Origin of the sequence: Nocardioides gansuensis (assembly GCF_003076135.1) — a bacterium.
In the GTDB taxonomy this organism is placed as follows: domain Bacteria; phylum Actinomycetota; class Actinomycetes; order Propionibacteriales; family Nocardioidaceae; genus Nocardioides; species Nocardioides gansuensis.
This window is the reverse complement of sequence record NZ_QDGZ01000008.1, coordinates 26,896-51,899: the sequence shown is the minus strand read 5'-3', so window position 1 is coordinate 51,899 and position 25,004 is coordinate 26,896. Positions and strand designations below refer to the sequence as shown.

The 25,004-nt window shown below is 73.2% G+C and carries 22 protein-coding genes; 8 read left to right on the top strand and 14 right to left on the bottom strand.

What is annotated here, in order from left to right; genetic code table 11:
* Positions 1-112: 112 nt before the first annotated feature.
* On the top strand, positions 113-652 hold the full coding sequence (locus DDE18_RS17880) for a hypothetical protein (RefSeq protein WP_116573643.1): 540 nt from the start codon (positions 113-115) through the stop codon (positions 650-652).
* A complete protein-coding gene (locus DDE18_RS24090; RefSeq protein WP_116573642.1) occupies positions 652-3,198 on the top strand; it encodes a rhamnan synthesis F family protein in 2,547 nt (848 codons plus the stop codon). The genes DDE18_RS17880 and DDE18_RS24090 overlap by 1 nt, the downstream gene beginning before the upstream one ends.
* Here the strand turns inward: DDE18_RS24090 and DDE18_RS17870 are convergent.
* Genes DDE18_RS17870 through DDE18_RS17860 form a run of 3 tightly spaced genes read right to left on the bottom strand, consistent with a single transcriptional unit; the run spans position 3,185 to position 8,223 of the window.
* Entirely contained in the window at positions 3,185-5,701 is a 2,517-nt protein-coding gene (locus DDE18_RS17870) for a rhamnan synthesis F family protein (RefSeq protein WP_116573641.1), read from the bottom strand. The two genes, DDE18_RS24090 and DDE18_RS17870, sit on opposite strands and share 14 nt — an antisense overlap.
* Before the next feature lies 1 nt (position 5,702).
* Positions 5,703-6,242, bottom strand: coding sequence for a hypothetical protein (locus tag DDE18_RS17865; RefSeq protein ID WP_116573640.1), 540 nt, complete (start codon positions 6,240-6,242; stop codon positions 5,703-5,705).
* A gap of 31 nt (positions 6,243-6,273) precedes the next feature.
* Positions 6,274-8,223, bottom strand: a complete 1,950-nt coding sequence (locus tag DDE18_RS17860; RefSeq protein ID WP_116573639.1) for a TIGR03960 family B12-binding radical SAM protein — start codon at positions 8,221-8,223, stop codon at positions 6,274-6,276.
* A gap of 130 nt (positions 8,224-8,353) precedes the next feature.
* Between DDE18_RS17860 and DDE18_RS17855 the strand changes: the two genes are divergently transcribed.
* A complete protein-coding gene (locus DDE18_RS17855) occupies positions 8,354-9,349 on the top strand; it encodes an endonuclease/exonuclease/phosphatase family protein (protein ID WP_116573638.1) in 996 nt (331 codons plus the stop codon).
* Between the two features lie 9 nt (positions 9,350-9,358).
* On the opposite strand, the gene rodA is transcribed toward DDE18_RS17855, so the two are convergent.
* The 6 genes from rodA to ndk all read right to left on the bottom strand — a co-directional run bounded on the left by rodA (position 9,359) and on the right by ndk (position 15,753).
* Positions 9,359-10,564, bottom strand: a complete 1,206-nt coding sequence (gene rodA, locus DDE18_RS17850) for a rod shape-determining protein RodA (RefSeq protein WP_116573637.1) — start codon at positions 10,562-10,564, stop codon at positions 9,359-9,361.
* Complete coding sequence (gene mrdA / locus DDE18_RS17845) at positions 10,561-12,699, bottom strand: penicillin-binding protein 2 (protein WP_116573636.1); 2,139 nt, start codon at positions 12,697-12,699, stop codon at positions 10,561-10,563. Before mrdA ends, rodA begins: the two co-directional genes overlap by 4 nt.
* Positions 12,699-13,208 carry a rod shape-determining protein MreD gene (mreD, locus tag DDE18_RS17840; protein ID WP_116573635.1) on the bottom strand — a complete coding sequence of 170 codons (510 nt, stop codon included), beginning with the start codon at positions 13,206-13,208 and terminating at the stop codon, positions 12,699-12,701. The genes mrdA and mreD overlap by 1 nt, the downstream gene beginning before the upstream one ends.
* Positions 13,205-14,143: a rod shape-determining protein MreC gene (mreC, locus tag DDE18_RS17835; RefSeq protein ID WP_116573634.1), complete on the bottom strand. Its 939-nt coding sequence runs from the start codon at positions 14,141-14,143 to the stop codon at positions 13,205-13,207. Before mreC ends, mreD begins: the two co-directional genes overlap by 4 nt.
* Positions 14,143-15,171, bottom strand: a complete 1,029-nt coding sequence (locus tag DDE18_RS17830) for a rod shape-determining protein (RefSeq protein WP_116573633.1) — start codon at positions 15,169-15,171, stop codon at positions 14,143-14,145. Before DDE18_RS17830 ends, mreC begins: the two co-directional genes overlap by 1 nt.
* A 156-nt stretch (positions 15,172-15,327) precedes the next feature.
* Entirely contained in the window at positions 15,328-15,753 is a 426-nt protein-coding gene (gene ndk / locus DDE18_RS17825; RefSeq protein WP_116573632.1) for a nucleoside-diphosphate kinase, read from the bottom strand.
* 80 nt (positions 15,754-15,833) lie between these two features.
* Here ndk and DDE18_RS17820 point away from each other — a divergent pair, with 80 nt between their 5' ends.
* On the top strand, positions 15,834-16,835 hold the full coding sequence (locus DDE18_RS17820; protein ID WP_116573631.1) for a Gfo/Idh/MocA family protein: 1,002 nt from the start codon (positions 15,834-15,836) through the stop codon (positions 16,833-16,835).
* Positions 16,836-16,846: 11 nt separating this feature from the next.
* On the top strand, positions 16,847-17,713 hold the full coding sequence (locus tag DDE18_RS17815) for a carbohydrate kinase family protein (RefSeq protein WP_116573630.1): 867 nt from the start codon (positions 16,847-16,849) through the stop codon (positions 17,711-17,713).
* On the opposite strand, the gene DDE18_RS17810 is transcribed toward DDE18_RS17815, so the two are convergent.
* Positions 17,694-18,938, bottom strand: a complete 1,245-nt coding sequence (locus tag DDE18_RS17810; protein WP_116573629.1) for an MFS transporter — start codon at positions 18,936-18,938, stop codon at positions 17,694-17,696. The two genes, DDE18_RS17815 and DDE18_RS17810, sit on opposite strands and share 20 nt — an antisense overlap.
* 91 nt (positions 18,939-19,029) lie before the next feature.
* Between DDE18_RS17810 and DDE18_RS17805 the strand changes: the two genes are divergently transcribed.
* Entirely contained in the window at positions 19,030-19,890 is an 861-nt protein-coding gene (locus tag DDE18_RS17805) for a winged helix-turn-helix transcriptional regulator (RefSeq protein WP_116573628.1), read from the top strand.
* Here the strand turns inward: DDE18_RS17805 and DDE18_RS17800 are convergent.
* Entirely contained in the window at positions 19,880-20,572 is a 693-nt protein-coding gene (locus tag DDE18_RS17800) for a pyridoxamine 5'-phosphate oxidase family protein (protein WP_116573627.1), read from the bottom strand. The two genes, DDE18_RS17805 and DDE18_RS17800, sit on opposite strands and share 11 nt — an antisense overlap.
* 69 nt (positions 20,573-20,641) lie before the next feature.
* Here DDE18_RS17800 and pdxR point away from each other — a divergent pair, with 69 nt between their 5' ends.
* Positions 20,642-21,979, top strand: coding sequence for a MocR-like pyridoxine biosynthesis transcription factor PdxR (gene pdxR / locus DDE18_RS17795; RefSeq protein ID WP_116573626.1), 1,338 nt, complete (start codon positions 20,642-20,644; stop codon positions 21,977-21,979).
* Here the strand turns inward: pdxR and DDE18_RS17790 are convergent.
* Together DDE18_RS17790 and DDE18_RS17785 are read right to left on the bottom strand one after the other, a co-directional pair.
* Positions 21,976-22,347 (bottom strand): DUF4233 domain-containing protein, encoded by a 372-nt coding sequence (locus DDE18_RS17790; RefSeq protein ID WP_245916842.1) that lies wholly within the window; start codon positions 22,345-22,347, stop codon positions 21,976-21,978. The genes pdxR and DDE18_RS17790 overlap by 4 nt on opposite strands.
* Positions 22,344-23,702 (bottom strand): bifunctional folylpolyglutamate synthase/dihydrofolate synthase, encoded by a 1,359-nt coding sequence (locus DDE18_RS17785; RefSeq protein WP_116573624.1) that lies wholly within the window; start codon positions 23,700-23,702, stop codon positions 22,344-22,346. The genes DDE18_RS17790 and DDE18_RS17785 overlap by 4 nt, the downstream gene beginning before the upstream one ends.
* A 201-nt stretch (positions 23,703-23,903) precedes the next feature.
* Between DDE18_RS17785 and DDE18_RS23065 the strand changes: the two genes are divergently transcribed.
* Positions 23,904-24,068 carry a hypothetical protein gene (locus DDE18_RS23065; protein WP_165821221.1) on the top strand — a complete coding sequence of 55 codons (165 nt, stop codon included), beginning with the start codon at positions 23,904-23,906 and terminating at the stop codon, positions 24,066-24,068.
* Between the two features lie 4 nt (positions 24,069-24,072).
* Here DDE18_RS23065 and DDE18_RS17780 read toward each other — a convergent pair whose 3' ends face one another.
* Positions 24,073-24,960 carry a GNAT family N-acetyltransferase gene (locus DDE18_RS17780; protein WP_116573623.1) on the bottom strand — a complete coding sequence of 296 codons (888 nt, stop codon included), beginning with the start codon at positions 24,958-24,960 and terminating at the stop codon, positions 24,073-24,075.
* Between the last annotated feature and the right edge of the window lie 44 nt (positions 24,961-25,004).

The window sequence follows — 25,004 nt, the reverse complement described above, 5'->3', positions numbered from 1 at the left end:
CCTCCTCCGTGGTGGCAGGAACGTCCCTCGCCCCGTGCGCACATTCGTACCATCGTGGGTCGCCGCGGGCGCAGGCGGCCCATCGCGGACCCCCCGTGTAGGGTTCGGCGGCGTGGAGGAGCGCGCTGGGGACGGGACCGGGACCGATGACCGCACGGCCCTGCGGCTGGCCCGCAACGAGCTCAAGTGGACGCGCAACGAGCTCGAGCACCAGGCCGAGGCCCTCCAGCGCGTACGCCGCCAGCGGGCGCGGCTGCGCGAGCAGGCCGAGTCCCTCGCGGCCGCCCTGGCAGCCGAGCTGTCGGCGGCCTACTGGCGCGACCAGGACCCCGGACGCGGCCGGCTGCGCCGTCGTTCGGCCGATCCCGAGACCGAGCTGGTCCGGGAGGTCGAGGCCCACCCGCTCTTCGACGCCGGCTGGTATCTCCGCCAGCACCAGAAGGCGATCCTGGAGCAGCGCATCCCGCCGGCGCTGCACCACGTCCGCCACGCCAACGAGCGCCGGCTCGACCCCAGCGAGGGCTTCAGCACCGGCCGCTACCTCCTCCGCCACCCCGAGGCCGGGGGCTCCGGCCTGCCAGCCCTCCTGCACGCGCACCGTCACGGCCTCCTCGACGACGGCCTGGTCGACGTCGTGGCCGCGGAGGGCTGATGCTCGCGCTCGACGACTACCGTCTCCGCTGGCTGGCCTTCTCCGAGCGGTTCCTGGCGGCCGGCCAGGAGGAGCGGGACCGGATGGTGGCCGGCGCCCTCGAGCAGGGCCTGCCGCCCGGCGAGCCGTCCGCGAGCTTCGACCCCACCGCCGGCGAGCGCGCGACGGTCGAGGGCGCGGTGATCGCGGCCGCCGGGCTGTTCGACGACCTGGGCTACGCCCTGCACAACCCGGACCTGGCCTGGCACCTGTGCGGCCACCGCGAGGAGCTCGAGCACTTCGTCACGAAGGGCTGGAGGGAGCTGCGGCACCCGTCGCCCGACTTCGACCTGTGGGGCTACTGGTGCGACCACCTCGACCCCACGCGCGAGGACGTCAACCCGGTCGTCCACTACGCCGTGGAGGGCCGCCGCGCCGGCCTCCCGACGCTGCCGACCCTCGGCACCATGCCCGACCCCGAGCCACCGGGTGCCGACTACGCGCCGCGCCGGGTCTGCCTGTTCGCCGGCTACGACGGCGACGGGATCATCGACGAGACGGTCGTGACCTACCTGGCGGACCTCAGCCGGTTCGCCGACGTCTACTACCTCGCCGACTGCGAGCTCGCCGCGGGCGAGCTGGAGAAGATCGCGCCCTACACCCGGGGCGCCTGGGCGATCCGCCACGGCCGCTACGACTTCGGCTCCTACTCCATGCTGGCCAAGGAGCTCGTCGGCTGGGACGTCATCGACACCTACGACGAGCTGATGCTCGCCAACGACTCCTGCTTCCTGGTCCAGCCACTCGACCAGGTCTTCGCGAAGATGGACGCGACGACCTGCGACTGGTGGGGGCTGCAGGCGACGTACGACGACTTCGACGACCGCGCCTATGAGCGGCTCGGCCGCCGCCTCGGGCTCGACGAGGTCGGCGAGCAGATGCGCCAGCTGGGGCTGTGGCGCTACTCCGACTTCATCCACGTCGGGTCCTACTTCCTCTGCTACCGCAAGCGGGTGCACACCGACCCGCGCTTCAGGAGGCGCCTGGACGAGGTGGCGTCGCAGTCGGAGAAGGTCACGATCATCCTGAAGTACGAGATCGGCTTCTCGCGGCTCCTGATCCTGGCCGGGTTCAGGCTCGCGACCTTCGTCGACGGGATCCTGGCCTACCACCCCGTCTACCGCGCGTCGGCGTTCGACCTGGTGCACGAGGGCTTCCCCCTCCTCAAGCGCCAGCTGCTCACCGAGAACCCCTTCGAGACGCCGGACCTGCACCTGTGGAAGGAGCGCGTGCTCGCGGCCGCGCCCGACGCCGACGTCGACGCCATCGACCGGAGCCTGCGCCGCACGGCGCCACCCTGGAGCCTGGTGCGCAGCTTCGGGTTCCGCACCCGCCGCGACGGCACCGTGCAGCCGCCGGGCCACGTCGGTCCGGCCGAGTTCGCCGAGGAGGACCGCTGGGTCCCCACCTTCGACCACTGGTGGGTGTTCCCCGTCGACCCCCGCACCGGCGTGCTCTCCGGAGCGGTGCGCGGCGTCTTCGAGGAGGTGCGCGACGACCCCTCGGTGAAGAAGATCGTGCTGCTCGGCGGTCGGAGGGTCAAGGTCGGTGGCGAGAACGTGGCCGCCGTGCCCGCCGAGTCATCAGCCGGCCAGATGTACGGCCTCCGGGCCGCCACGCTCTTCTGCACGCTGGGCCCCCGCGCGGACGTCAACCACCCGCTCGGCCGCCGCTACCACCGGTTCGTCCACCTGGGGCAGCCGGCCGGGCTCCCACCGACCGTGGCCGCGCTGGCGGGCTCCGGGCTGCAGGGCGGTCGGCCCCTGCCGGACCCGGCGTACGACGCGCGGCTGACGCGCGCAGTCGTGACCTCCTCGGACACCGGGACCGACGCGGCCGGGACCCGCTTCTCCGACCTCGACCCGGACGGCGTCTGGGAGCTCGGCTCCCCGCGCGTCGACCTGCTACTGCGCTCCGAGGACGCCCTGGCCCGCGACCTGCGTGCCGAGCTGGCAGCCCTGCGGGGGCTGCTGGCCGGCCGCCGACTGGTGCTGCTGTCCCCTGCCACGGGCGGCGAGCTCGACCTCGCTGCCTTCGCGACGTGGGCGGCCGACCGCGCCGACGAGGTCCTGGTGGCGGTGCTGCCGACCTCGGGGGCACTCCCCCGCGTGCCGTCCCCGCTCGTGGACCTGATGGACGCGCGGTGGCTGGAGCGCAACACCGGCCTGCGCGTGCCTCCCGTGGTGGAGATGGCCTGGCGGCTGGCTGGCGTGGTCGTCAGCGGCACGCCCGCGGACCTCGCCGACTTCTCCCCCACCGGCCGGTCCGCGGTCGCCGCCCCCGGCACCGAGGGCGTGCCCTTCGAGGTGCCGGAGGACACCGGCGGGCTGCTCTCCACCGTCGAGAAGGCGCTCGACGGCCACGTCGACGAGGAGTACGCCGCGTGGGGTCGCGCCCTGCACGCCCACTCCGACGGCCACAGCGCCGCCCGCCTGGTGCGCCGCCTGAAGCAGACCTACCTGCCCTGGGAGGACTGGCTCGCGGGGGCCGAGGTCACCGACGACTGAGCGACCGCAGCCGGTGCACGAACCGGCGCGCGGCCGCGCCGTCCAGGCGGGGGGCACCGGCCGGCACGGTGACCTCACGGCGGGGGAACCCGGCCACTGCCAGCTTGGTGAGCTCGTCCATGATCGCGTCGGCGTCCGGGCAGCGGGTCGGCTCGGCCCAGCCCTCCCCCGGCAGCGCCGCCCCGATCCCGCGTGCCGACGTCGGCCCGGGACCAGTCACCTGCAGCAGCGGCACGCCCGTGACGAGCGCGTCGGCGGCCTGCAGGTCGTCGTCGGTCACGACCGCGGACGCGACCCGGTGCACCGGCACGGGTGACGAGACAGCCCGGTCGGAGAGGCCGACGAGGCGGGGCAGCCCGAGGTCGAGCATGGCCCGCGTCCAGCCGTCCGGACGGTCGACCCGCGGCTCCCTGACCCCGACGACGACGTCGTGCTCCCGGGCCCAGGCCACCAGGTCGGCCGGCAGCGGCTGGACCGGTCCACGCGTCCACCAGACGACGAGCGGCCGGCCGTCGAGTGACTCCCGGAGCCGCTGCTCCTCGGCCCGCAGGTCGGCCGGCAGGTGCTCGGGGGCGAGCACGAGGTGGTCGTGCCGCGGCAGTCCGGTCACCCAGCTCCGCGTGAGGTCGAGGTCGGGGACGGCCGCGGTCCGCACCAGTGCCTCACCTGCCGAGCAGGCCGCCAACGCCTCGACCCGCGCCCAGTCACGGCCGTCGGGGCCGAGGGGGTGCGGGAGCACCGGCAGCCCGAGCCCGACGTGCACGTAGTCGTGCCGGGACCTCGGGAAGGAGAACGGGTAGGCCATGTCGGGGGTGTCGTCGGCCAGCATCAGGCCACAGCGGACCATCGCCGCCTGGCCGTCCGGGGTGTCCATCGGCAGCACGGTCACCCGTGCGCCCGCGACGTCGTCGGTGAGCGGACGTCCGCGGGTCAGCACCACCTTGTGCAGGCTCGGGTCGTCGCGCACCTCCTCGAGGACGGCGCGCATGCCCGGGTCGAGCCGCCCGGACGAGGAGACCGGGAAGGCCCACCAGTGCCGGAAGCTGGGCGTCTCGCGGTCGAGCCGGCGCAGCCCGAAGCCCTGGGTCGCCCTCAGCGGGATGTGCCGCCGCCCGTCCTCCCCGAGACGCGCGCCGTACGCCTCGCGGAGCATCGCGGGCGACGTGACCCGCTCGAGGTGGGTCCGCATGGCCGCGAACGGGGCGTCCGGGACGAGGTGGCGCAGCCGCTCCTCCCAGTGCTCGAGGCCGGCCACGTGGCGGGGGTTCTCGCCGAGGTAGTTGCGCTTCACCAGCGGGAAGCCGCGCTCCACCAGCTCGAAGAAGTGGCGGCCGTAGAGCGGGTGGAAGGCCCACAGATCGGGCAGGAAGGTGTCGAAGTCGAAGCCGGAGTCCACGAGGTAGCGGCTGATGCCGACCTCGTACTTGTGGATCACCAGCCGCTTCTCCTCCTGCCGGGTCACCGTGTCGAGCCGCCAGCGGAAGCCGGGGTCGTCGAGGACCGGGCGGCGGAAGGCCAGGAAGTAGGAGCTCAGGTGGAGGAAGCGGTCGTCGGTCCAGTGCCGCGGCCCGACGAACCGGCGCTTCGCCTCGGCCAGCGGGATCGGCGAGTCGTCGTGCTTGTAGGACTCGTCGTGCTCCATCGACGTCGCCTGCAGACTCCACCAGTCGGCAGCGCGGCCGTTCATCTCGGCGAAGACGTCGTCGAGCCCGCGGAGCAGGTAGCAGCTGTCGTTGGCGAGCACGACCTCGTCGTACGCCGCGAGGCGCTGCCAGCCGACCAGGTCCCGGGCGAGCAGGGAGAACGAGCCGAAGTCGTAGGCGCCGTGCGGGACGCTCCACGCACCGGCCGTGACGTCGGCGAGGCGGTCGAGCTGGCCGGGCTCGAGCACGCCGTCGGCGAGGTAGAAGACATCGGCGTGCCGCGACAGCTCGGCCAGGTAGGCGACGACGGTGTCGTCGACGAGCCCGTCGCGGTCGTAGCCCGCGAACAGGCACGCGCGCCGGGGCTGGCCGTCCAGCCGCGTCGGGGGTCGCGGCTCTGCCGGGCTCGGCAGCGGCGCGAGACCCTCGTGGCGGCCGCGCAGGGCGTAGTGCAGCAGCGGGTTGACCGCGTCGTCGGTGGGGTCGAGGTGCTCGACCCAGTACCACCAGAGGTCGAAGCGGAGGCTGGGCGTCCGCAGGCTGCGCCAGCCCTCCTCGACGAAGTGGCGGACCGGGTCGGTGCCGCGCCGCAGCCGGTGCTGCACGGCGTACTCCTCGGCGTCGATCAGGCCGCTGGCTGCGACGACGGCGCGGGCACACGCGTGCTGTACGGCGTCCGGTGGCGGCGCCGGGTCGGCGGCGCCGACCGGAGGAAGGCCCTCGGCCAGGGCGGTCGCGACCAGCGCGCGGGCCTCGTCCGGATCGCGGCGGGAGGCCGCGCGCCAGCGTCGTGCGAACCGGAACCAGCGGCGCCGGAAGTCGGCCACCTCGGCCCGGCGCTGCGCGATCAGCTCCTCCATGTCACCGGGGCCGGGGCGGGTAGGCGTCCGCGCCCTGGGACTCGGGAGTGAGCAGGAAGTGCACGAGCGGGTTGATCCGCTGCTCGACGGCGTCGGGGTGGTCGATGAGGTACTGGCGCACGTCGAAGCGCTCGCTCGGCTGCCGCACCGGGTAGTAGGGGTGGCGCACGAAGTGCAGCGCCGGGTCCTCGCCCAGCTCGACGACGTCGGGGTAGGTGCGCAGGTACCACGCGGGGTCCCACAGCGCGGAGCCACGGAGCAGCTCGAGCTGCGCCTCCTCCTCGCGGGTGACCGGCTTCTGGCGGCCCTTCATCAGCGCACTCCCGCGGCCGCGGCCGGCGGCGTCGATGCGCACGCGCTCGGCCAGCGCCTCGGAGAGGGAGCGCGCGGCGCGCTCGGCCTGGTCCCTGGCGGCGACCAGCTCGGCCTCCCGCTCGGCGACCTGCTCCTGGGCCCGGCGCAGCTCCGCGAGCTCCGCCCGCGCGTCCGCGAGCTCGGCCTGGAGCGCGGCGGCGTCGGACTTGGGGCGATGCACGGTCACCTGCGTGACCCTACCGGCTGGGCGTGGCGGATCAGACGACCGACAGCGGGAGCAGCTGGCGACCCGTCGGCCCGATCTGGATCTCCGTGCCCATCTCGGGGCACACGCCGCAGTCGTAGCACGGCGTCCAGCGGCAGTCCTCGATCTCGATGTCCGCACCGTCGGCGGCCGCGAGGGCGTCCTCCCAGTCACCCCACAGCCAGTCCTTGTCGAGGCCGGAGTCGAGGTGGTCCCAGGGCAGCACCTCGTCGTAGTCGCGCTCGCGGGTGGTGTACCAGTCGAGGTCGACGCCGGTGCCCGCGAGGCCGCGCTCGGCGGCCTGCGTCCAGCGGTCGTAGGAGAAGTGCTCGCTCCAGCCGTCGAAGCGGCCGCCGTCGCGCCACACCTCCTCGATCACGCGACCGACGCGGCGGTCGCCGCGGGAGAGCAGTCCCTCGATGATGCCGGGCTTGCCGTCGTGGTAGCGGAAGCCGATGGCCCGGCCGAAGCGCTTGTCCTCGCGGACCACGTCACGCAGCTTCTTCAGCCGCTCGTCGGTGGTCTCGTGGTCGAGCTGGGCGGCCCACTGGAACGGGGTGTGCGGCTTGGGCACGAAGCCGCCGATCGACACCGTGCAACGGATGTCGTTGCGGCCGGAGACCTCGCGGCCCTTGGCGATGACCTTCTTGGCCAGGTCGGCGATGGCGAGCACGTCGTCGTCGGTCTCGGTCGGGAGACCGCACATGAAGTAGAGCTTCACCTGCCGCCAGCCGTGGGAGTAGGCCGCCGCGACGGTGCGGATCAGGTCCTCCTCGGTGACCATCTTGTTGATCACCTTGCGCATCCGCTCGCTGCCGCCTTCGGGCGCGAAGGTCAGCCCGGAGCGCCGGCCGTTGCGGGAGAACTCGTTGGCGAGCGTGATGTTGAAGGCGTCGACACGGGTCGACGGGAGGCTCAGCGAGACGTTCGACCCCTCGTAGCGGTCGGCCAGGCCCTTGGCCACCTCGGCGATCTCGGTGTGGTCGGCGCTCGAGAGCGAGAGCAGGCCGACCTCCTCGAAGCCGGACTTGCGGATGCCGTTCTCGACCATGTCGCCGATGGTCTCGATCGAGCGCTCACGCACGGGGCGGGTGATCATGCCGGCCTGACAGAAGCGACAGCCGCGGGTGCAGCCGCGGAAGATCTCGACGCTGAAGCGCTCGTGCACCGTCTCGGCGAGCGGCACGAGCGGCTTCGCCGGGTAGGGCCAGGCGTCGAGGTCCATCAGCGTGTGCTTGCGCACCCGGAACGGGATCCCGGGACGGTTGGGTACGACGGCTTCGATGGCGCCGTCGTCGGCGTACGTCACGTCGTAGAACCGCGGGACGTAGACGCCGCCGCTCACCGCGAGGCGGCGCAGCAGCTCGTCGCGCCCGCCAGGGGAGCCCTCGCCCTTCCACTCACGTACGACCTCGGAGATCGCGAGCACGACCTCCTCGCCGTCGCCGAGGACGGCCGCGTCGATGAAGTCGGCGATGGGCTCGGGGTTGAACGCCGCGTGGCCGCCGGCGAGCACGATCGGGTCGTCGTCGCCACGTTCCTCCGCGTGCAGCGGGATGCCGGCGAGGTCGAGCGCGTTGAGCATGTTGGTGTAGCCGAGCTCGGTGGAGAAGCTCAGGCCGAAGACGTCGAAGGCCCGCACCGGGCGGTGGCCGTCGACGGTGAACTGCGGGATCCCGTCCTCGCGCATCACCCGCTCCATGTCGGGCCACACGGCGTAGGTGCGCTCCGCCATGATCCAGTCGCGCTCGTTGAGCACCTCGTAGAGGATCTGGACGCCCTGGTTGGGCAGGCCGACCTCGTAGGCGTCGGGATACATCAGCGCCCATCGGACGTCGACGGAGTCCCAGTCCTTCACGGTGGAGTTGAGCTCGCCGCCGACGTACTGGATCGGCTTCTGCACGGACGGCAGACGGCCCTCGAGCCTCGGGAAGACGCTGCTGTGGTCGAGACCGACGGACACGACGGAGCACCTCACGGGGGACGACTTCGGGGACCCTCAAGGGTACGACGCGTGGGACCTGCGGGCGAAACCAGCGCCGGCAGGGCACACTGTGCGCGACCGACGGACGGACAGGTGGGGGAAGCGGGCAGTGGGACGGCGCGAACAGCTGGTGCGGCTGGCCCTGCTCGTCCTCGTCGTCGGCGTGATCGCCACGCTCATGGTGCTCGACCGCGGCCGCAACGACGACCGGCCGGAGACCCAGCCCTCCGACACGCCGTCGGTGTCGCCGCCGACGGAGTCGACGCCGACCGACGTGACGGTGCCCGAGCCGGTGCCCGAGAAGGCCGGGGCGACCGACAAGATCCCCACGCCGCCGCCCGGCCTCGAGGACATCGTGTGCCGCAAGCTGCAGGAGTCGGTGCGCATCCGGGTGATGTCCTTCAACACCCACCGCTCGTTCGGCAGCAACGGGCTCGCCCGCGTCGCCGCGGAGATCCGGGCGCTGGAGCCCGACATCGTCCTGCTGCAGGAGATCGACCGGTTCTACGGCCGCACCGGGCGCGTCGACCAGGCCGCCTGGTTCGCCAACACGCTGGGCATGGAGCACACCTTCGGCGCCAACGTGGTCCAGGGGCCGGGGCAGTACGGCACGGCGATCCTGTCCCGCTTTCCGATCGTCGACTCGACCAGCATCCGGCTCGTCAACGGCCGGGGCGGCGAGCAGCGGGGCCTCCTCGGCGCCACCCTCGAGATCGGCGGCCGCTTCGTCAACGTCTACAACACCCACCTGCAGAACAAGCTCGTCGGGCTCCGCGAGGCGCAGGCCCGGCAGATCGCCGGCATCCTGGCCCAGGACGACGAGCTGAAGATCCTCGGCGGTGACATGAACGCCACGATCAACACGCCCACCCTCGGCGCCTTCCGCAGCCAGCTCGTCGACTCGTGGAGCGCCGCCGGCGTCGGCCCCTCCGGCACGGGTCCAGGCGGGTCGAAGATCGACTTCCTGCTCGCCAGCCCCGAGCTGGAGCCCGTCACCAGCCGGGTCTACGGCTCGGCCGTCTCCGACCACAACCGGCTGGTCACCGACTACGTCGTTCCTGCGTCCACGGAGTGCCCGAAGGCCCGGAGCGGCAAGAAGGGCTGACGCGCGACGTCAGCGGCCGGCGAGGCTCGTGGTCCTGCGGGCGGTTGGTGCGGCCAGCAGTCGCGTGGGCAGCGGCGCGCTGGCGCGCAGGTGGATGTTCTGCAGGAGGCCCAGGGCGAGCATGCCCGCGAACATCGACGAGCCGCCGTACGACACGAACGGCAGCGGCACGCCGGTCACCGGCATGATGCCCAGGCACATCCCGATGTTCTGGAACGCCTGGAAGCCCCACCAGCAGGCGATGCCGGCGGCGGCGATCCGGCCGAACACGTCGTCGGTGTCCATCGCGATCGCCAGCGCCCGCCAGATGACCACGCCGAGCAGCAGGATCATCAGGCCGGCGCCGAGCAGGCCGAGCTCCTCGCCGGCCACGGTGAAGATGAAGTCGGTGTGCTGCTCGGGCACGAAGCCCGAGCGGGTCTGCGAGCCGTCGAAGAGGCCCTGGCCGAACAGCCCGCCGTTGCCGACCGCGATGCGCGCCTGCTCGGTGTTGTAGCCGGCGCCCCGCGGGTCCAGGCCCGGGTTGGTGAAGGCCAGGAACCGGTCGACCTGGTAGTCCTTGAGCACCCCCAGCGACACCGCGACGACCGCCGCGACCACGCCGCCGAGCGTCAGCCCGGCCAGCCAGCGCCGGTCTGCGCCGGAGATCGCGAGCACACCGAAGACCGTCGCGGCCAGCACCAGCATCGTGCCGAGGTCGGGCTGGAGCAGAATCAGCACGGCAGGCACGGCCGCGATGAGCAGCATGCCGACCACCTCGAGCGTGCGGACCCCACGGCGCCAGCGGCCCTCGGTGCGCTCGGCGACGAGCAGCGCCATGCCGATCACGACGGCGAGCTTGGCGAACTCCGAGGGCTGGATCGACATCCCGCCGAGCTGGATCCACGAGCGGGAGCCGTTGATCGTCGACCCCGCCACGAGCACGAGCACCAGCCCGACGATCGAGGCGACATAGACCAGCGGCGCGACGATGCGCACCCAGCGGTGGTCGGTCGCGAGCACCATCACCATCAGCACGAGGCCGATCGCGACGTTGACGAGCTGCTTCTTGAGGTACGCGCCTGCGTCGCCGCCGGTGAGGTCGATGCGCGTCGACGTGGCCGACCACACCAGCAGCGTGCCGAGCAGCACGAGCAGCATCGCCGCGCCGAGCAGCAGCCAGTCGAGGCCGGGCGCTCGCAGGCCGCCGCGGCCCGGGACGTGGCGGACGCTCATCGGTCCTCTCCCTTCGCGGACCCGGCGGGGCGCGGCGGGACGATCGCCCCGTCCTCGGTGAACGTGGGCAGGGTGCGGGGCTGGACGGTGCCCGGGATCGCGGCCTTCGCGGGCCGCACCTGCTCGCCCTCGATGCCGTAGAGGGTCTCCCAGATCTTGCGCACCGCGTCGCCGGTCGAGCCCGAGCCGGTGCCGCCCTGGCTGATCATCATGACCACGACGTAGTCCTCGGTGTAGGACGCGACCCAGCCGGTCGACTGCTTGCCGTAGACCTCGGCGGAGCCGGTCTTCGCACGCACGGTCACGTCGTCGAGCGGGAAGCCGCCCATCTTCCACGCCATCGTGCCCTGCCGGGTGACGCCCTGGAGGGCCGCGTCGATGTAGGAGAGGTACTGCTTCGGCACCTCGACCGAGCCGGCCTTGCGCGGCTGGATGCGGCGCAGCACCTCGCCCTCGGGGCTCACGATCGCCTTGCCGATGGTCGGGGTCCACAGCGTGCCGCCGTTGGCGAGCGCGGCGTAGGCCCGCGCCAGCTGGAGCGGCGTGACGATGGTGTCGCCCTGCCCGATCGCGAAGTTGACGGCGTCGCCCGCGCGGTAGGCGAACCCCTCGATACAGAACTCGCGGGCGAACTTGTAGACGAAGTCGCTGGTGTCCGGGGTCTGCGGCTTGCTGGCGAGGTCGCAGTAGTAGTCCTTCTGCGACTCGAAGTAGGCGCGCTTCCACTTGCGGTCGGCGATCCGCCCGGGAGCCTCCCCGGGGATGTCGATGCCGGTGCGGGAGCCGAAGCCGAACTTCTTGGCTTCCTCGACCAGCGGGTCGCGGGCCTCGACGTCATCGACGTCGGAGCCGAACTTCTGCCAGAAGTTGTAGCCGATCCGGTAGAAGAACGTGTTGCAGGAGACCTCGAGCGCCTTGGCGAAGCCGATGTTGCCGTAGGCACCCGACTCGTAGTTCTTGAAGACCCGGTTGCCGACCTGGAAGCCCGACGAGCACGGCAGCACCGTGTCGGTGCCGTAGCCGTTCTGCAGCGCGCCGGCCGTCATGAAGGGCTTCCACGTCGAGCCGGGGGCGAACTGGCCCTGCGTGGCCCGCGAGAGCAGCGGGGTGCCGGCAGCCTCCGAGTAGAGGTGGTCGAGCTCCTTCGTCGTGATGCCGCCGACCCACACGTCCGGGTCGTACGTCGGCTGGCTGGCCATCGCGACGACGCGGCCGGTCTTCGCCTCGAGCACGACGGCCGCGCCCGCGTCGGCGGCATAGCGACGGCCGGTGACCGGGTCGACGGTCTGGCGCTGGATGCGGATGCGCTCGGCCAGCTGGCGCTCGAGCACGCCCTGCACGCGGGCGTCGATCGAGGTGACGAGGGTGTCGCCCGGGGTCGCCTCGACGACGCTGTCGTCGCCCAGCACCCGGCCCATCGAGTCGACCGCGACACGGCGGTAGCCCGGCAGGCCGCGCAGCCACTCGTCGTACTGCTTCTCGACGCCGGCGCGGCCGACCGAGGAGGCGCCGTTGACCGACTGGTCGTCGGCGGCGACGGCAGCGTCGTACTCCTCCTCCGTGATCGGGCTCAGGTAGCCGAGCACGTGGGCGAGGTTGACGCCGAAGGGGCGGGGATAGGCACGCACGCTCTCCTGCTCCGCGAGCACGCCGGGGTAGTCCTCCGGCTGCTCGAGGACCCGGAGGGCGACCTCCTTGGGCACGTCGCGGGCGACCGGCACCGGCTGGTAGGGCGAGCCGTTCCAGCAGGTGCCGCGCACGCTGCCCTCGTGACCGCACGTGACCAGCCGGGCCTCGATGTCGGCCGGCTCCTCCTCCACGACCACGGAGACCCGGCGGACGAGCTCGGTGCGCTGGCGCTCGGTCAGCTTGTCGAGCACGTTGCGGTCGACGGAGATGACCCAGGAGGTGCGGTTGGCGACCAGTGGGCGGCCCTGGTCGTCGACGATCAGGCCTCGCTGCGGCTGGACCACGATGTCGCGCACCGACTGGTCGGCCGCCATCGCCTGGTAGTCCTCACCGCCGACGACCTGGAGGTAGTAGAGCCGCACGAAGAGGGTGGCGAACAGGGAGAAGACGAGCGCCTGGACGACGACCAGGCGCAGCCGGCTGCGCTCGGACCCGGTGACCGCCATCAGGTCGCCAACCGCGGGTCGAGCCGCCCGAAGAGCTTCATCAGCGGCGGCAGTACGAACGGGGTGAGCAGCACGTCCCAGACGACCGCGACCCCGATGACGGCGAGCAGCTCTGGCACGGACATCGCCGGGTCGTCGAGCAGCAGCCCGGTGAGCGCGAAGACCGAGGTGCCGACGAAGGAGGCCGCCGCGACGGTGGCCACCACGGCGATGGCCGTGGGCCTGACGTCCTGGCGCACGCGCGCGGCGAGGAAGGCGACCAGGGTGAGCGCGAGCGCCCAGCGGCCGGCGAGGTGGTCGGCCGGCGGCGCCAGGTCGAGCGCGACGCCCGCGACGAAGCCGAGCACCATGGCCGAGGGGGCCGGCAGGGTGAGCGCGCCGGCGACCACGACGAGCAGGCACAGGTTGGGCACGATGCCGTGCCAGGCGACGTGGGGGAACAGCGAGACCTGCAGCAGCAGCGCCACCACCACGGCCACGAAGGCCACCGGCACCCGGCCGCGGGTCATCGCAGGCTCCCGTCGGCCTCGATGATGGCCCGGTCGCTCGGCGTGCCCACGGGCACCATCACGCCGACGACGTCGAGCGCGGAGAAGTCGACGTAGGGCTCCACCACCGCGCGCTGCGACGACTCGCGCAGCGAGGTGTAGACGTCGGTGACCCGCCCGATGGGCACGCCCGGGTGGTAGGGGCCGCCGGCGCTCCCCCAGGTGACCACGGAGTCGTGGCGGGCCGGCACGACGCTGTCGTCGACCAGCCGCAGGTCGAGCGAGCCGCCCTCGCGGAAGCTGCCGGCGCCGTGCACGAAGCCGATCTCCATGCTCGAGCCCACGCGGCCGCCCACGATCGACTCGGGGTCGAGGAGCAGCAGCACCGTGGCCGTGGAGCGGGTGACCCGGAGGACCCGGCCGACCAGGCCGTCGTTGTTGACCACCGTCATGTCGGGGCCGAGGCCGGCCTCCGAGCCGGCGTCGATCGTCACCGTGGCGCTGAAGGACTGCGACGGCCCGTAGGCCACCACCCGCGCCGGCACGAGGGACCTGCCGAGCTCCTCCGCCGCGGCCGTGAGCGCGTCGTACTGCTCCAGCCGGTTGCGGTCGAAGCCGGCGGTCTGCACCCGGGTGCGCAGGTCGGAGTTCTCGGCCTCGAGCCGCTCGATCTCATCGGCGAGGGAGTCCTTGCTGCGGAACCACGAGGGCACGGAGGTGAAGGGGCGTACGACGGCCGCCGTGACCGTCTCGACGGGGCCGAACGCCTCCCCCACCACCCGGCGTACGGGCTCGATGGGCGAGTCGTCGCCCCCCTGCTGGTCGAGGGTCATCAGGGTGGCGCTGGCGAGCACGAGGGCGACCAGCAGCGATCGGGGCGCGGGGTTGCGTGCCTCCAGCCGGTCCAGGCCGCGCCAGCGCCGCTCGCGGCCCTCGGGCCCCCCGAACGTGCCCATCAGTGCCGCCGGGGCTCGGAGACGAGGACCTGCTGCAGCGCCTCGAACTCCTCCACGCACTTGCCGGCGCCGTAGGCGACGGAGGCGAGGGGGTCCTCGGCGACGTGGACGGGCATGCCGGTCTCGTGGCGGAGGCGCTCGTCGAGGCCGCGGAGCAGGGCGCCACCACCGGTGAGCACGATGCCGCGGTCCATGATGTCGCCGGCCAGCTCGGGCGGCGTCTGGTCGAGGGTGGACCGGACGGCGTCGATGATGTTGTGCAGCGGCTCCTCGAGGGCCTGGCGGACCTCGGCGCTGGAGACCACGACGGTGCGTGGCAGGCCACTGATCATGTCGCGGCCGCGGATCTCCGCCTCGGGCTCGGTGGGCAGCGGGAAGGCGGAGCCGAGGGTCATCTTCACCTCCTCGGCGGTGCGCTCCCCCAGCATCAGGGAGTATTCCTTCTTCATCCACGCGATGATCGCCTGGTCGAGGTCGTCGCCGGCGGTGCGGACGCTCACGCTGGTCACGATGCCGCCGAGGCTGATCACCGCGACCTCGGTGGTGCCGCCGCCGACGTCGACCACCATGTTGCCGGTCGCCTCGTGGACGGGGAGCCCAGCCCCGATCGCGGCGGCCATCGGCTCCTCGACGATGTAGACCCGCCTGGCGCCGGCCTGGTAGCCGGCCTCCTTGACGGCCCGCTGCTCGACCGCGGTGATCCCGCTCGGCACGCAGATCACCAGCCGGGGCTTGGTGAAGTAGCGACGGCGGTGCACCTGCTGGATGAAGTAGCGCAGCATCTGCTCCGTCGCCTCGAAGTCGGCGATCACGCCGTCCTTGAGCGGTCGGATGGCCATGATGTTGTCGGGCGTGCGCCCGATCATCCGCTTGGCCTCGTGGCCGACCGCGAGGACCTCGCCGGTCGACTCGTTCATCGCGACGACCGACGGCTCGTCGAGCACGACGCCCTTGCCGCGCACATAGACCAGCGTGTTGGCGGTGCCGAGGTCCACGGCCATGTCGCGGCCGATCAAGCTGTGTGCCATGCGCGCAGGTGCCCTCGCTGCTGGTCGGACGTGTCGGGAGGGTGAGCACGACCACCGCGAGGTGGCCAACGGCCCGGATTCAGGGTATGGACGCCTTACCGACGATCCGGGGAGGACACGCCCTGCCCCGCGGCTCAGATGCGCGGGCGCCCGGGGTCAGCCGGCGATCTCGGAGAACCAGATCTTGATCTCGCGCTCGGCCGACTCGGGGCTGTCGGAGCCGTGGACCAGGTTCTGCTGGACCTTGAGGCCCCAGTCGCGGGCGAGGTCGCCGCGGATGGTGCCGGGCGCGGCGGCGGTCGGGTCGGTCGCGCCCGCCAGCGCGCGGAAGCCCTCGATGCAACGCTCTCCCTCCACCACCATCGCCGCGACCGGGCCGGAGAGCATGAACTCGACGAGGGGCTCGTAGAACGGCTTGCCCTCGTGCTCGGCGTAGTGCGCGGCCAGCAGCTCGCGCGTCGCGGTGCGCAGCTCGAGCGCCGCGAGGGTGTAGCCCTTCGCCTCGATCCGGCGGATCACCTCACCGGTGAGGCCGCGGCGTACGCCGTCGGGCTTGACGAGGACGAGAGTGCGCTGGGTCATGCGCCGCACTGTATCGACAGGTCAGGGCCACGACCTGCCAAGGTGTCCCCAGCACCACGTCGTCGCCGAAGGAGACCTCCATGACCGTGCCCGACCCGCAGGAAGCACCCGCGCTCCGCTGGGGCGTCCTCGGCCCCGGCGGGATCGCCACCGCCTTCGCGGACGCGCTGCACGCCCGGACCCAGTCGCGGGTCGTCGCGGTCGGCTCGCGCGACCAGGCCCGCGCCTCGGCGTACGCCTCCCGCTTCGGGGTCGAGCGGGTGCACCCCGGCTACGAGGCGCTGTGTGCGGACCCGGACGTCGACGTGGTCTACGTCGCGACCCCCCACTCGCACCACCTCGAGCAGGCGCTGATGGCGATCGGGGCGGGCAAGCCGGTCCTCGTGGAGAAGGCGTTCACCAGGAGCCGGGCCGAGGCCGAGCAGGTCTTCGCCGCCGCCCGCGAGGCGGGCGTGTTCGTGATGGAGGCGATGTGGACCCGCTTCCTGCCCCATGTCGACGCCCTCCACGAGGTGGTCGGCTCAGGTGAGCTCGGCACGGTCGTCAACGTCGCTGCCGACCACGGGCAGTGGTTCGCGCCCGACCCCGGCCACCGGCTCTTCGACCCCGCGCTCGCCGGCGGCGCCCTGCTCGACCTCGGCGTCTACCCCGTCGCGTGGGCCCACGACTTCCTCGGCGTCCCGTCGACGGTCACCGCCGTCGGCACGCTCACCGACACGGGTGTCGACGCGCAGGTCACGATGGTGCTGGACTACCCGGACCAGGTGCAGGCGAGCCTGCACACGACGCTGCTGGCCCGCACGCCCACGACGGCCGCGATCTCCGGCACCACGGGCTTCGTCGCGGTCGACGGCGCCTTCTACACGCCCACCTCGTTCACGGTGCATCCGCGCGGGGGCTCACCGCGTCGCTACGACTTCGCCGTCGACCACGGCTTGGCCTACGAGGCCGCCGAGGTCGCCCGCTGCCTGGCCGACGGGCTGACCGAGAGCCCGCGCATGACGTGGCAGGACTCGCTCGACGTGCTCGGCACCCTCGACTCGGTGCGTTCGCAGGTCGGCCTCGTCTACCCCGGCGAGTAGGGGCTGTCGCCATGCCCGAGCCACGCACCGTCGTCGTGGGGCCGGCCTCGTGGAACACGCTGGTCCGGCTCGACCGCCTCCCCGACCCCCGCCCGCACACCGTCTTCGCCCGCGACGCCATCCGCACCGTCGGGGGCACGAGCGCCGGCAAGGCACTCCACCTCTCCGACCTCGGCCTGCCGACGACGCTCGTCACCACCGTGGGGACCGACCCGGAGGCGGAGCTGGTCCTCGGCGCCCTCGGGCGCGCGCCCGGCCTCGAGGTCCTCGCACGGCGGGCCGACGGTCCGTCCGAGCAGCACGTCAACCTGATGACGGACGCGGGAGAGCGGGTCTCGATCTACCTCGCCACGCCGGCGGCGCCCCGACCCGGGGCCGAGGACACCGCCACCGCCGCGCGCGTGGCTGACCGGCTCGCGGCCGCCGACCACGTCGTCGTGGACCTCAGCAGCTCCGGGCCGGCGGCCCTGGACGCAGCGCGGGCGAGCGGGGCCACGGTGTGGACGGACCTGCACGACTACGACGGGGCGGCGGAGTTCCACCGCCCGTTCGCGGAGGCCGCGGACATGGTGTTCCTCAACGACGACGGCACGGACGACCACCGCGCGCTCATGTGCGCGCTCCTCGAGCGCGGCGCGAGCACCGTCGTGTGCACGCTCGGGGCGCGCGGCGCCGTGGCGCTCACCGCCGAGGGATGGACCGAGTGCGCCGCCGAGCCGGCGCAGGTGGTCGACACGAACGGGGCGGGCGACGCGTTCTTCGCCGGGTTCTTCGCCGCCCACGTGGCCGGGGCGAGCACCGCGGACTGCCTGCGCGCCGGGGCCCACCAGGCGGTGCGCGCCCTCGGCTCGGTGCACCTCAGCCCGCTGCTCGACTGAGGGTGGGCGTTCCGTAGTCCTCGAGGTCGCGCAGGTGCCGGATCGGGCTCCACCACACCAGCAGCGGACCGATCAGCATCAGCGGCGCGGTCATGAGCAGCGTGGTCCGCGCACCGATCGCCTCGGCCAGGCCGCCCGCGACGAGGCCACCGACCGGGATGACGCCCCACGAGACGAAGCGCACGGTCGCCATCACGCGGGAGAGCAGCTCCGGCGGGCTCGCCACCTGCCGGTAGGTGCGGGTCACGACGCTGCCCGGCACGACGGATCCTGCGAAGAGGCAGTTGCCCACCGCGAAGAAGATCCACCCGACCCAGCCGTGGCCCCACGGGATCAGCGCCGCCGAGGCCGCACCGAGCAGCCCCTCGACCAGGAGCACCCGGGCCGAGCCGATCCGCCGCACGAGCCACGGCGTCAGGGCGGCGAAGGCCAGCGCTCCCACTCCCTCGGTGGCGAGGAGCAGGCCCACGACGCCGGCGGGAGCATCCAGGTCGCGCACCAGGTAGAGCGCGAACAGCGCGAGCTGCGCCCCGCACACGAAGTTCACGACGCAGGCCCACCAGGTCGCCGGCGCCATCACCGGGTGCCGGGTGACGAAGCGCCACCCGTCGGCGATCATCTCCCGCACGGCGGTGCGCGCCTCCGGCTGCGGCAGCTCGCGCTCGGGGAGCCGGCGCAGCAGCACCGCGGACGCGACGTACGACGCGGCGTCGACCAGGAGGGCAGGCACCGCACCCATCACCTGCACCAGCAGCCCGCCCAGCGAGGGCCCCCCGAGCTGGGTGACGGCGTGCGTGCCCGACATCAGGCTGTTGCGGGCGTTGAGCTCCTCCTTCGGGACCACGGAGACCATGAAGGTCGCGTTGGCGGCGAAGAAGACGACCTCCGCGAGGTTGATGACGAGCGCGGTGACGACGAGGTGGCCGATCGAGAGCAGGTCGCTCCACCAGGCGATCGGGACCGAGGCGATGGCCAGGGCACGGACGAGGTCGCAGGCGACCTGCGTACGCCGCAGCGGCAGGCGCTGGGTGATCACCCCGGCCGGTAGGCCGATCAGGATCCAGGCGAGGTAGGACGCGGCGGCCACCATCCCCATCTGGAACGGCGTGGCGTCGAGGACCGTGACCGCGGTGAGCGGCAGGGCGACCGCGGTGACCGCCGTGCCGGCGCTGCTGAGCGTGCCCGCCCCCCAGTAGGTCCAGAACGCCCGGGCGTCGCGCGTCATGCCCGCTCCTCACTTGTCAGTTCCAGATTGGAACCCTATGCCACCATGGTGAGCGACCCCCTGACAACCCGACTTCCCCCGGAGGCCACCCGTGCGCCATGAGGACCTCGCCGACGCCGACTGCGGCATCGCCCAGGCGCTGGGCGTGGTCGGCGACTGGCAGACGCTGCTGGTCGTGCGCGAGTGCGCCGCCGGGGTGACCCGCTTCGACGCCCTCCACCACGAGCTGGGCATCAGCCGCCGTGCCCTCGCGGAGAAGCTGGCGCGGCTCGTCGAGCACGGCATCCTGGAGCGCCGCCCCTACTCCGACCGGCCACCGCGCCACGACTACGTCCTGACCGCGAAGGGCGAGGGACTGCTTCCGGTGCTGGTCGCGCTGCAGGAGTTCGGCACCCGCCACGTGATGGGCGACGGCTCGGTCAGCGCGGCGCCCGCCACCGCCGAGGTGCAGCGGCTCGAGCGGCTGACGGGCACCCGCCTCCCCCCGCTCGAGCTGGTCGACCACCACGATGGCACCGTCCGCCTGCCCGCGGACCGGCCGACGGTGCTGTTCTTCTTCCCGGGCGCCTGGCCGCCGGATGCCCACGGATATCCGCCCGGGTGGGGCGACATCCCCGGCGCCCGGGGCTGCACCCTGGAGTGCCTGTCCTACGCGAGGGCACACGACGACTTCACCGCCGCGGGCGTGCAGGTGGTCGGCGTCAGCACCCAGCGCCCCGACCAGCTCGCCGGCTTCGCCGAGCACGCCGGACTCCCCTACCTGCTGGCCTCCGACCAGGACGGCCGGGCGGCCACCACCCTCCGCCTGCCCGTCTTCCGCACGGCAGGCGTCGACCGGCTCAAGCGGGTCAGCCTGCTGGTCGGCGAGGACGGCGTGGTGCGGCACGTGCAGGCGCCGGTGACCGACCCGGCCGCCGCCGTCGACGAGATGCTCGCGCTGGTCAGCCGTTGAGCCCCTCGGCCCGCGCGCGCACGTCGGCGGGCACGGCCCCGGTCGCGTCGGCGTCGGCCAGCGGCGGCCCGGCGACGCGCCGCAGCGGGATCACGCCCGCCCAGGTGCCGGTGGCGATGTCCTCCGGCTCGTCGACCGGACCTTCGGCGCGCTGCTTCATCGACGCCTCGAGGAGCGGCACGGCGACCACGGCGGTCGCCGCGAGCTCCTTGCGCGTGCTCGCCCGCAGCGTCGCGGCGCGGCCCGGGACCATGTGGTCGACGATGAGGTCCAGCGCGCGCTGCCGCTCATCCTCGCCCTCGACGAGGCGGGCCGTGCCGATGACGACCGCCGAGCGGTAGTTCATCGAGTGGTGGAAGGCCGAGCGGGCCGCCACCAGCCCGTCGAGCTCGGTGACGGTGACGCACACCGTCGCCTCCCGGGTCGCCCTGAGCCAGCGGGCGGCGACGGAGCCGTGGAGGTAGAGCGTGCCGCCCTCGTCGGGCCCGGCCGGGTCGACGGCGAACGCGGTCGGCAGCACCACCGGGTGCTCCCCGACGACCACGCCGACATGCGCGACCAGCGCGTCGTCCAGCAGGGCCATCAGGCGAGCCCGGTCTGCCACGGCGCGGTTGCGACCCCGGGTGACCCGGGTGCGGTCGGTGGGCTCGAGCGGCGGCCTGGCGTCGGCGGTCAGCGTCATGGCACGATCCTCGGCGACAAGTGGCCCATGCACACGGGCCAATCCACGTCCACTCTGACAGGCCACTTCATGCCCGCGCTCCCCGTCCTCCTGGACCGGTCCGAGGCGCGCCCGCTGGGCACCCAGCTGGCCGACCAGGTCCGCCGACTGGTGCTCGACGGCGGCCTCGCCCCCGGCACCCGCCTGCCGAGCACGCGCCGGCTCGCCGCCGAGCTGGGCGTCTCGCGTGCGGTGATCGAGCAGGCGTGGGACCAGCTGCGCGCCGAGGGCTGGCTCGAGGCCAGGCAGGGCTCCGGCAGCTGGGTGGCCGGCGGGCCGATCACCGGCGCGGCGGCCCCGCGCCCGCGCCGTACTCCTGCGGCCGCCAGGCCGCTCGTCCCCCTTGACGCCGGCACGCCCTGGATCGACACCCGCCACGCCGCAGCGTGGCGGCGGGCCTGGCGCGAGGTGTCGGCGGCGGCGCCGCCGCGGGGGTACGACGATCCGCAGGGGCTTCCGGAGCTGCGCACCCTGCTCGCCGAGCGGCTCGGGCGCACGCGCGGCCTCGTCGTCGACCCCGGCGACGTGCTGGTCACCGCCGGGACATCGGCGGGCCTGCGCCACCTGCTCGCGGCCCTTCCCCGCGGACCCGTCGCGATCGAGGACCCGGGCTACCGCGCTGCGGTGCTGACCGTGCGGGAGACCGGCCGCGAGGTGCGCGACCTCCCGGCACTGGAGCCCGTGACCGATCTGGGCGACTGCAGCGCGGCGTATGTGACGCCGGCGCACCAGCACCCGCTGGGCCGGGTGATGCCGGCCGACGACCGGCTCACCCTGCTGGCGACGGCGCGCCGCGACGGGGCGCTGGTCGTCGAGGACGACTACGACTCCGAGTTCCGCTACGACGTGGCCCCGGTGCCGGCCCTCAGCACTCTCGACCCCGACACGGTCGCCTACCTCGGCACGGCGTCGAAATCGGTCCTGCCCTCCCTGCGACTGGGCTGGATGGTGGTCCCTCCGCACCTCCGCGAGGCGGTGGACCGGCACCGGCTGGTGACCCACGACGCGCCGCCCTGGCCGGTCCAGCGGGCCATGGTCGCGTTGCTGCGCGACGGCTACGTCGACGCGGTCGTGCGCAGCGCCCGGCGGACCTACGCCGACCGGGCGCCTCGCGTGGTCGCCGCACTGTCGCCGTACGCCGAGCTGGCAGGGCCGGTTGCCGGCATGTACTCCACGTGGCTGCTGCCACACGCAACCGCCGTCCGTGCCTGCGCCGCTGCCGAAGCGGCCGGCTTCCGGGTCAACCTGCTGGGCGACTACTGCCGGACGGCCCGGCTCACCGGGCTGGTGGTCGGCTTCGGAGGAGCGACCGACGAGCAGCTCGACGAGGCGCTCCGGGTGCTGGCGGGGAGCCTGGCCGGGGGCTAGGAGGCCTGGTCGCCCTGCTCGGCCTCGTACGCCGCCCAGGCCGCCGCGCGCTCGCGCTCGATCCTGCGCCCGAGGTGGTCGGCCGAGCCCCACAGGATGGCGAAGATGAGGCCGAGGACGAACATCATCGGCACGACGAAGCCGAGCGCGACGGCCGCGACCTGGACCGCCCAGCCGGCCTTGTAGGCCCACTCGGCGCGCAGCATCCCGGAGAGCAGCAGGCAGGCCAGGCAGAGACCGATGCCCACGACGAGCGCGGTGGGCCTGGCCACGCCGGCCACAGTGATCATCACCGGCGTGGTGAGGCCGAGCGTGATCGCCTCGAGGCACAGCACGGCCGCGCACATGCCGCGGCGGGGTGAGCTCACGAGCGCACCTTCAGCAGGGAGCGGGCCTCGCCGACGGTGACGACCGAGCCCGTGACCAGCACGGCTCCCGCACCGATGGAGGAGCCTATGGCCTCCCCTTCCTCGGCGAGGGTGGCCGCCTTGTCGATCGCGTCGGCCAGGCTCGGCTCGACGGTGACGCGGTCCTGGCCGAACACCTCGACCGCGGCGCGGGCCAGCTCGCGGGCCGGCATGGCGCGGGGCGTGGAGTTCTGGGTGACCACGACGTGCGCGAGCACCGACTCGAGCTCGGCGAGGACGCCCTCGTAGTCCTTGTCGTTCATCACGCCGACCACGCCGATGAGCGGCTCGAAGGCGAACGAGTCCTCCAGAGCCGCCGCGGTGGCGCGGGCTCCGTGCGGGTTGTGCGCGGCGTCGAGCACGATCGTGGGGCTCCGGCGCACGACCTCGAGCCGACCCGGTGACGTCACCTCCGCGAACGCGGCGCGCACGACGTCCTCGCCGAGCGGCTGGTCGCCCGCGAAGGCCTCGACGGCGGCGAGCGCCACCGCGGCGTTCTGGGCCTGGTGCGCGCCGTGCAGCGGCAGGAACACCTCGTCGTACCTCGCCCGCAGGCCCTGCAGGGACACGACCTGGCCACCGACGGCGGGCAGCCGAGAGACGACGCCGAACTCGACGCCCTCGCGTGCGGCCGTGGCGCCGACCTCGGCAACCCGCTCGAGCAGCAGGGCCGCCACGGCGGGCTCCTGCTGGGCGAGCACCGCGATCGAGCCGGACTTGATGATGCCGGCCTTCTCGCGGGCGATGTCGGTGACGGACTCACCGAGGTACTTCGCGTGGTCGATCGCCACCGGCAGCACCACGGCGACGTCGGCGTCGGCGACGTTGGTGGCGTCCCACGAGCCACCCATGCCGACCTCGACGACGGCCACGTCGACCGGCGCGTCCGCGAACGCGGCGTAGGCCATCCCCACGACGGTCTCGAAGAAGCTCAGCGGATGGTCCTGCTCGGCGTCGACGAGGTGGGTGTACGGCGCGACGTCGTTGAAGGCGCGCACGAACTCCTCGTCCGAGAGCGGCTCGCCGTCGACGCTGATGCGCTCGCTCATCCGCTCCACGTGCGGGCTCGTGAACCGGCCCGTACGCAGGTCGAGCGCACGCAGCAGAGTGTCGATCATCCGGCTCGTGGACGTCTTGCCGTTGGTGCCGGTCAGGTGGATGACCCGGAACGAGCGCTGCGGGTCGCCGAGCAGCTCGGTGAACGCCCGGATGCGATCCAGGCTCGGCTCGAGGCGGGTCTCTGGCCAGCGGGAGAGGAGCGCGTCCTCCGCCTCGGCAACGGTCTCGGCGGGGCGGGGAGCGGGGGTGTCTGTCATGGCGTCGCCAGTCTATGGCCCGGTCACCTACCCTCCCCCGGTGGACTTCGACGAGACGGTCGAGGAGGCCGCGGTCCGCGAGTGCTTCGAGGAGACCGGCCTGCACGTGGTGCTCGGGCCGGTCCTCGCGGTCGACACCTGGACGAAGGCGAGCCACGAGCGCACCAGCCCGAACGGGCGCGGCCCGCCAAGCACGTCCGGGTGTTGTTCAGCGCCCGGGTCACGGGCGGGACCCTCGGCACGACCGAGGTGGGAGGCACCACCGACCACGCGCAGTGGCTCCACCTCGACGAGGTCGCGCGGCTGCCGCGTGTGGGACTGGTCGACGCCGCCCTCAGCGCCTGGGGGGCGGCACGCCCCCGATGACGCGTCAGACGACGGTGAGGTTGGCCATGTCGACGACCGGCTCGTAGCCGATCCGCTCGTAGACCTTGTTGCTGACGGGGTTGGCCTGGTCGGTGAACAGGCAGACCCGGGCCCCGGCGTCGAGGAGGCGCTGCGAGACCTGCGCGACGGCGGCGCTGGCATAGCCCAGTCCCCGGTGCTCGGGCGGCGTGTAGACCGGACCGATCCGCGCCACTCCGAAGGCCGGGTCGTTGGCGCCGGTGAGGTGGACCGGCCGGTCGTCCTCGTCGACCCAGAGCCAGATGCGGCCACCGGCGATGCGCCGGCCCATCGACTCGACGTCGTCGGTGAGCTCGTGCATCGAGCCGGGCTCGCGTCCCGCCTGCTCGTCGGCGTCCCGCCCGAACGCCTCGAACCAGGTCAGGCACAGCTCCACCTCCTCGGGCCTGGCGAGCCGGAGCGAGCCCGGCCGCAGCGGTGGATGCTCGATCGACGTGGCCTCGTGCAGCCGGGTGTGCTGCGCGACCTCGACCCGGCCGCCGGTCAGCCGCGCGAGCTCATCGGCACACACGCGGGACGCCGGCAGCGCACCGTTGACGCCGCGCAGCTCCTCGCCCCGCTCGTGCACGGCACGCGCCAGCAGCAGCGCGGCCTCGTCGGGCATGGGCAGCAGGAACGCGGGGTGTGGCTGGAAGGGAGCCGTCCGCATCCCGCAGCCGACGACCTCGGAGCCGTCCCGGGCGACGACCCACCACCGCGGGTGCGCCGCCTCGAGCCCGATCCCCTCGTCCAGCTCCCGGGCCAGGCGCTCGGAGACGGTCGCGACCACCGTGCCCAGCACCGGATCGGCGGCCAGCAGGTCACCGGCCGCCGCCAGGAAGGGGCGCGGGACGTCGAAGAACTCCAGCTCCATGACCGCACGCTAGGCGAGCCGTGACCACGGGAGGAACTGCTTTC

Bases quoted from the DNA above. Each gene is read 5' to 3' on its own strand.
- mrdA (WP_116573636.1), bottom strand. From the start codon at position 12,699: ATGGCGGTCACCGGGTCCGAGCGCAGCCGGCTGCGCCTGGTCGTCGTC.
- DDE18_RS17830 (WP_116573633.1), bottom strand. From the start codon at position 15,171: ATGGCACACAGCTTGATCGGCCGCGACATGGCCGTGGACCTCGGCACC.
- rodA (WP_116573637.1), bottom strand. From the start codon at position 10,564: ATGAGCGTCCGCCACGTCCCGGGCCGCGGCGGCCTGCGAGCGCCCGGC.
- DDE18_RS17815 (WP_116573630.1), top strand. From the start codon at position 16,847: ATGCCCGAGCCACGCACCGTCGTCGTGGGGCCGGCCTCGTGGAACACG.
- DDE18_RS17785 (WP_116573624.1), bottom strand. From the start codon at position 23,702: ATGACAGACACCCCCGCTCCCCGCCCCGCCGAGACCGTTGCCGAGGCG.
- mreC (WP_116573634.1), bottom strand. From the start codon at position 14,143: ATGGGCACGTTCGGGGGGCCCGAGGGCCGCGAGCGGCGCTGGCGCGGC.
- mreD (WP_116573635.1), bottom strand. From the start codon at position 13,208: ATGACCCGCGGCCGGGTGCCGGTGGCCTTCGTGGCCGTGGTGGTGGCG.
- DDE18_RS17780 (WP_116573623.1), bottom strand. From the start codon at position 24,960: ATGGAGCTGGAGTTCTTCGACGTCCCGCGCCCCTTCCTGGCGGCGGCC.
- DDE18_RS17820 (WP_116573631.1), top strand. From the start codon at position 15,834: ATGACCGTGCCCGACCCGCAGGAAGCACCCGCGCTCCGCTGGGGCGTC.
- DDE18_RS17810 (WP_116573629.1), bottom strand. From the start codon at position 18,938: ATGACGCGCGACGCCCGGGCGTTCTGGACCTACTGGGGGGCGGGCACG.
- pdxR (WP_116573626.1), top strand. From the start codon at position 20,642: ATGCCCGCGCTCCCCGTCCTCCTGGACCGGTCCGAGGCGCGCCCGCTG.
- DDE18_RS24090 (WP_116573642.1), top strand. From the start codon at position 652: ATGCTCGCGCTCGACGACTACCGTCTCCGCTGGCTGGCCTTCTCCGAG.
- DDE18_RS17800 (WP_116573627.1), bottom strand. From the start codon at position 20,572: ATGACGCTGACCGCCGACGCCAGGCCGCCGCTCGAGCCCACCGACCGC.
- DDE18_RS17870 (WP_116573641.1), bottom strand. From the start codon at position 5,701: ATGGAGGAGCTGATCGCGCAGCGCCGGGCCGAGGTGGCCGACTTCCGG.
- ndk (WP_116573632.1), bottom strand. From the start codon at position 15,753: ATGACCCAGCGCACTCTCGTCCTCGTCAAGCCCGACGGCGTACGCCGC.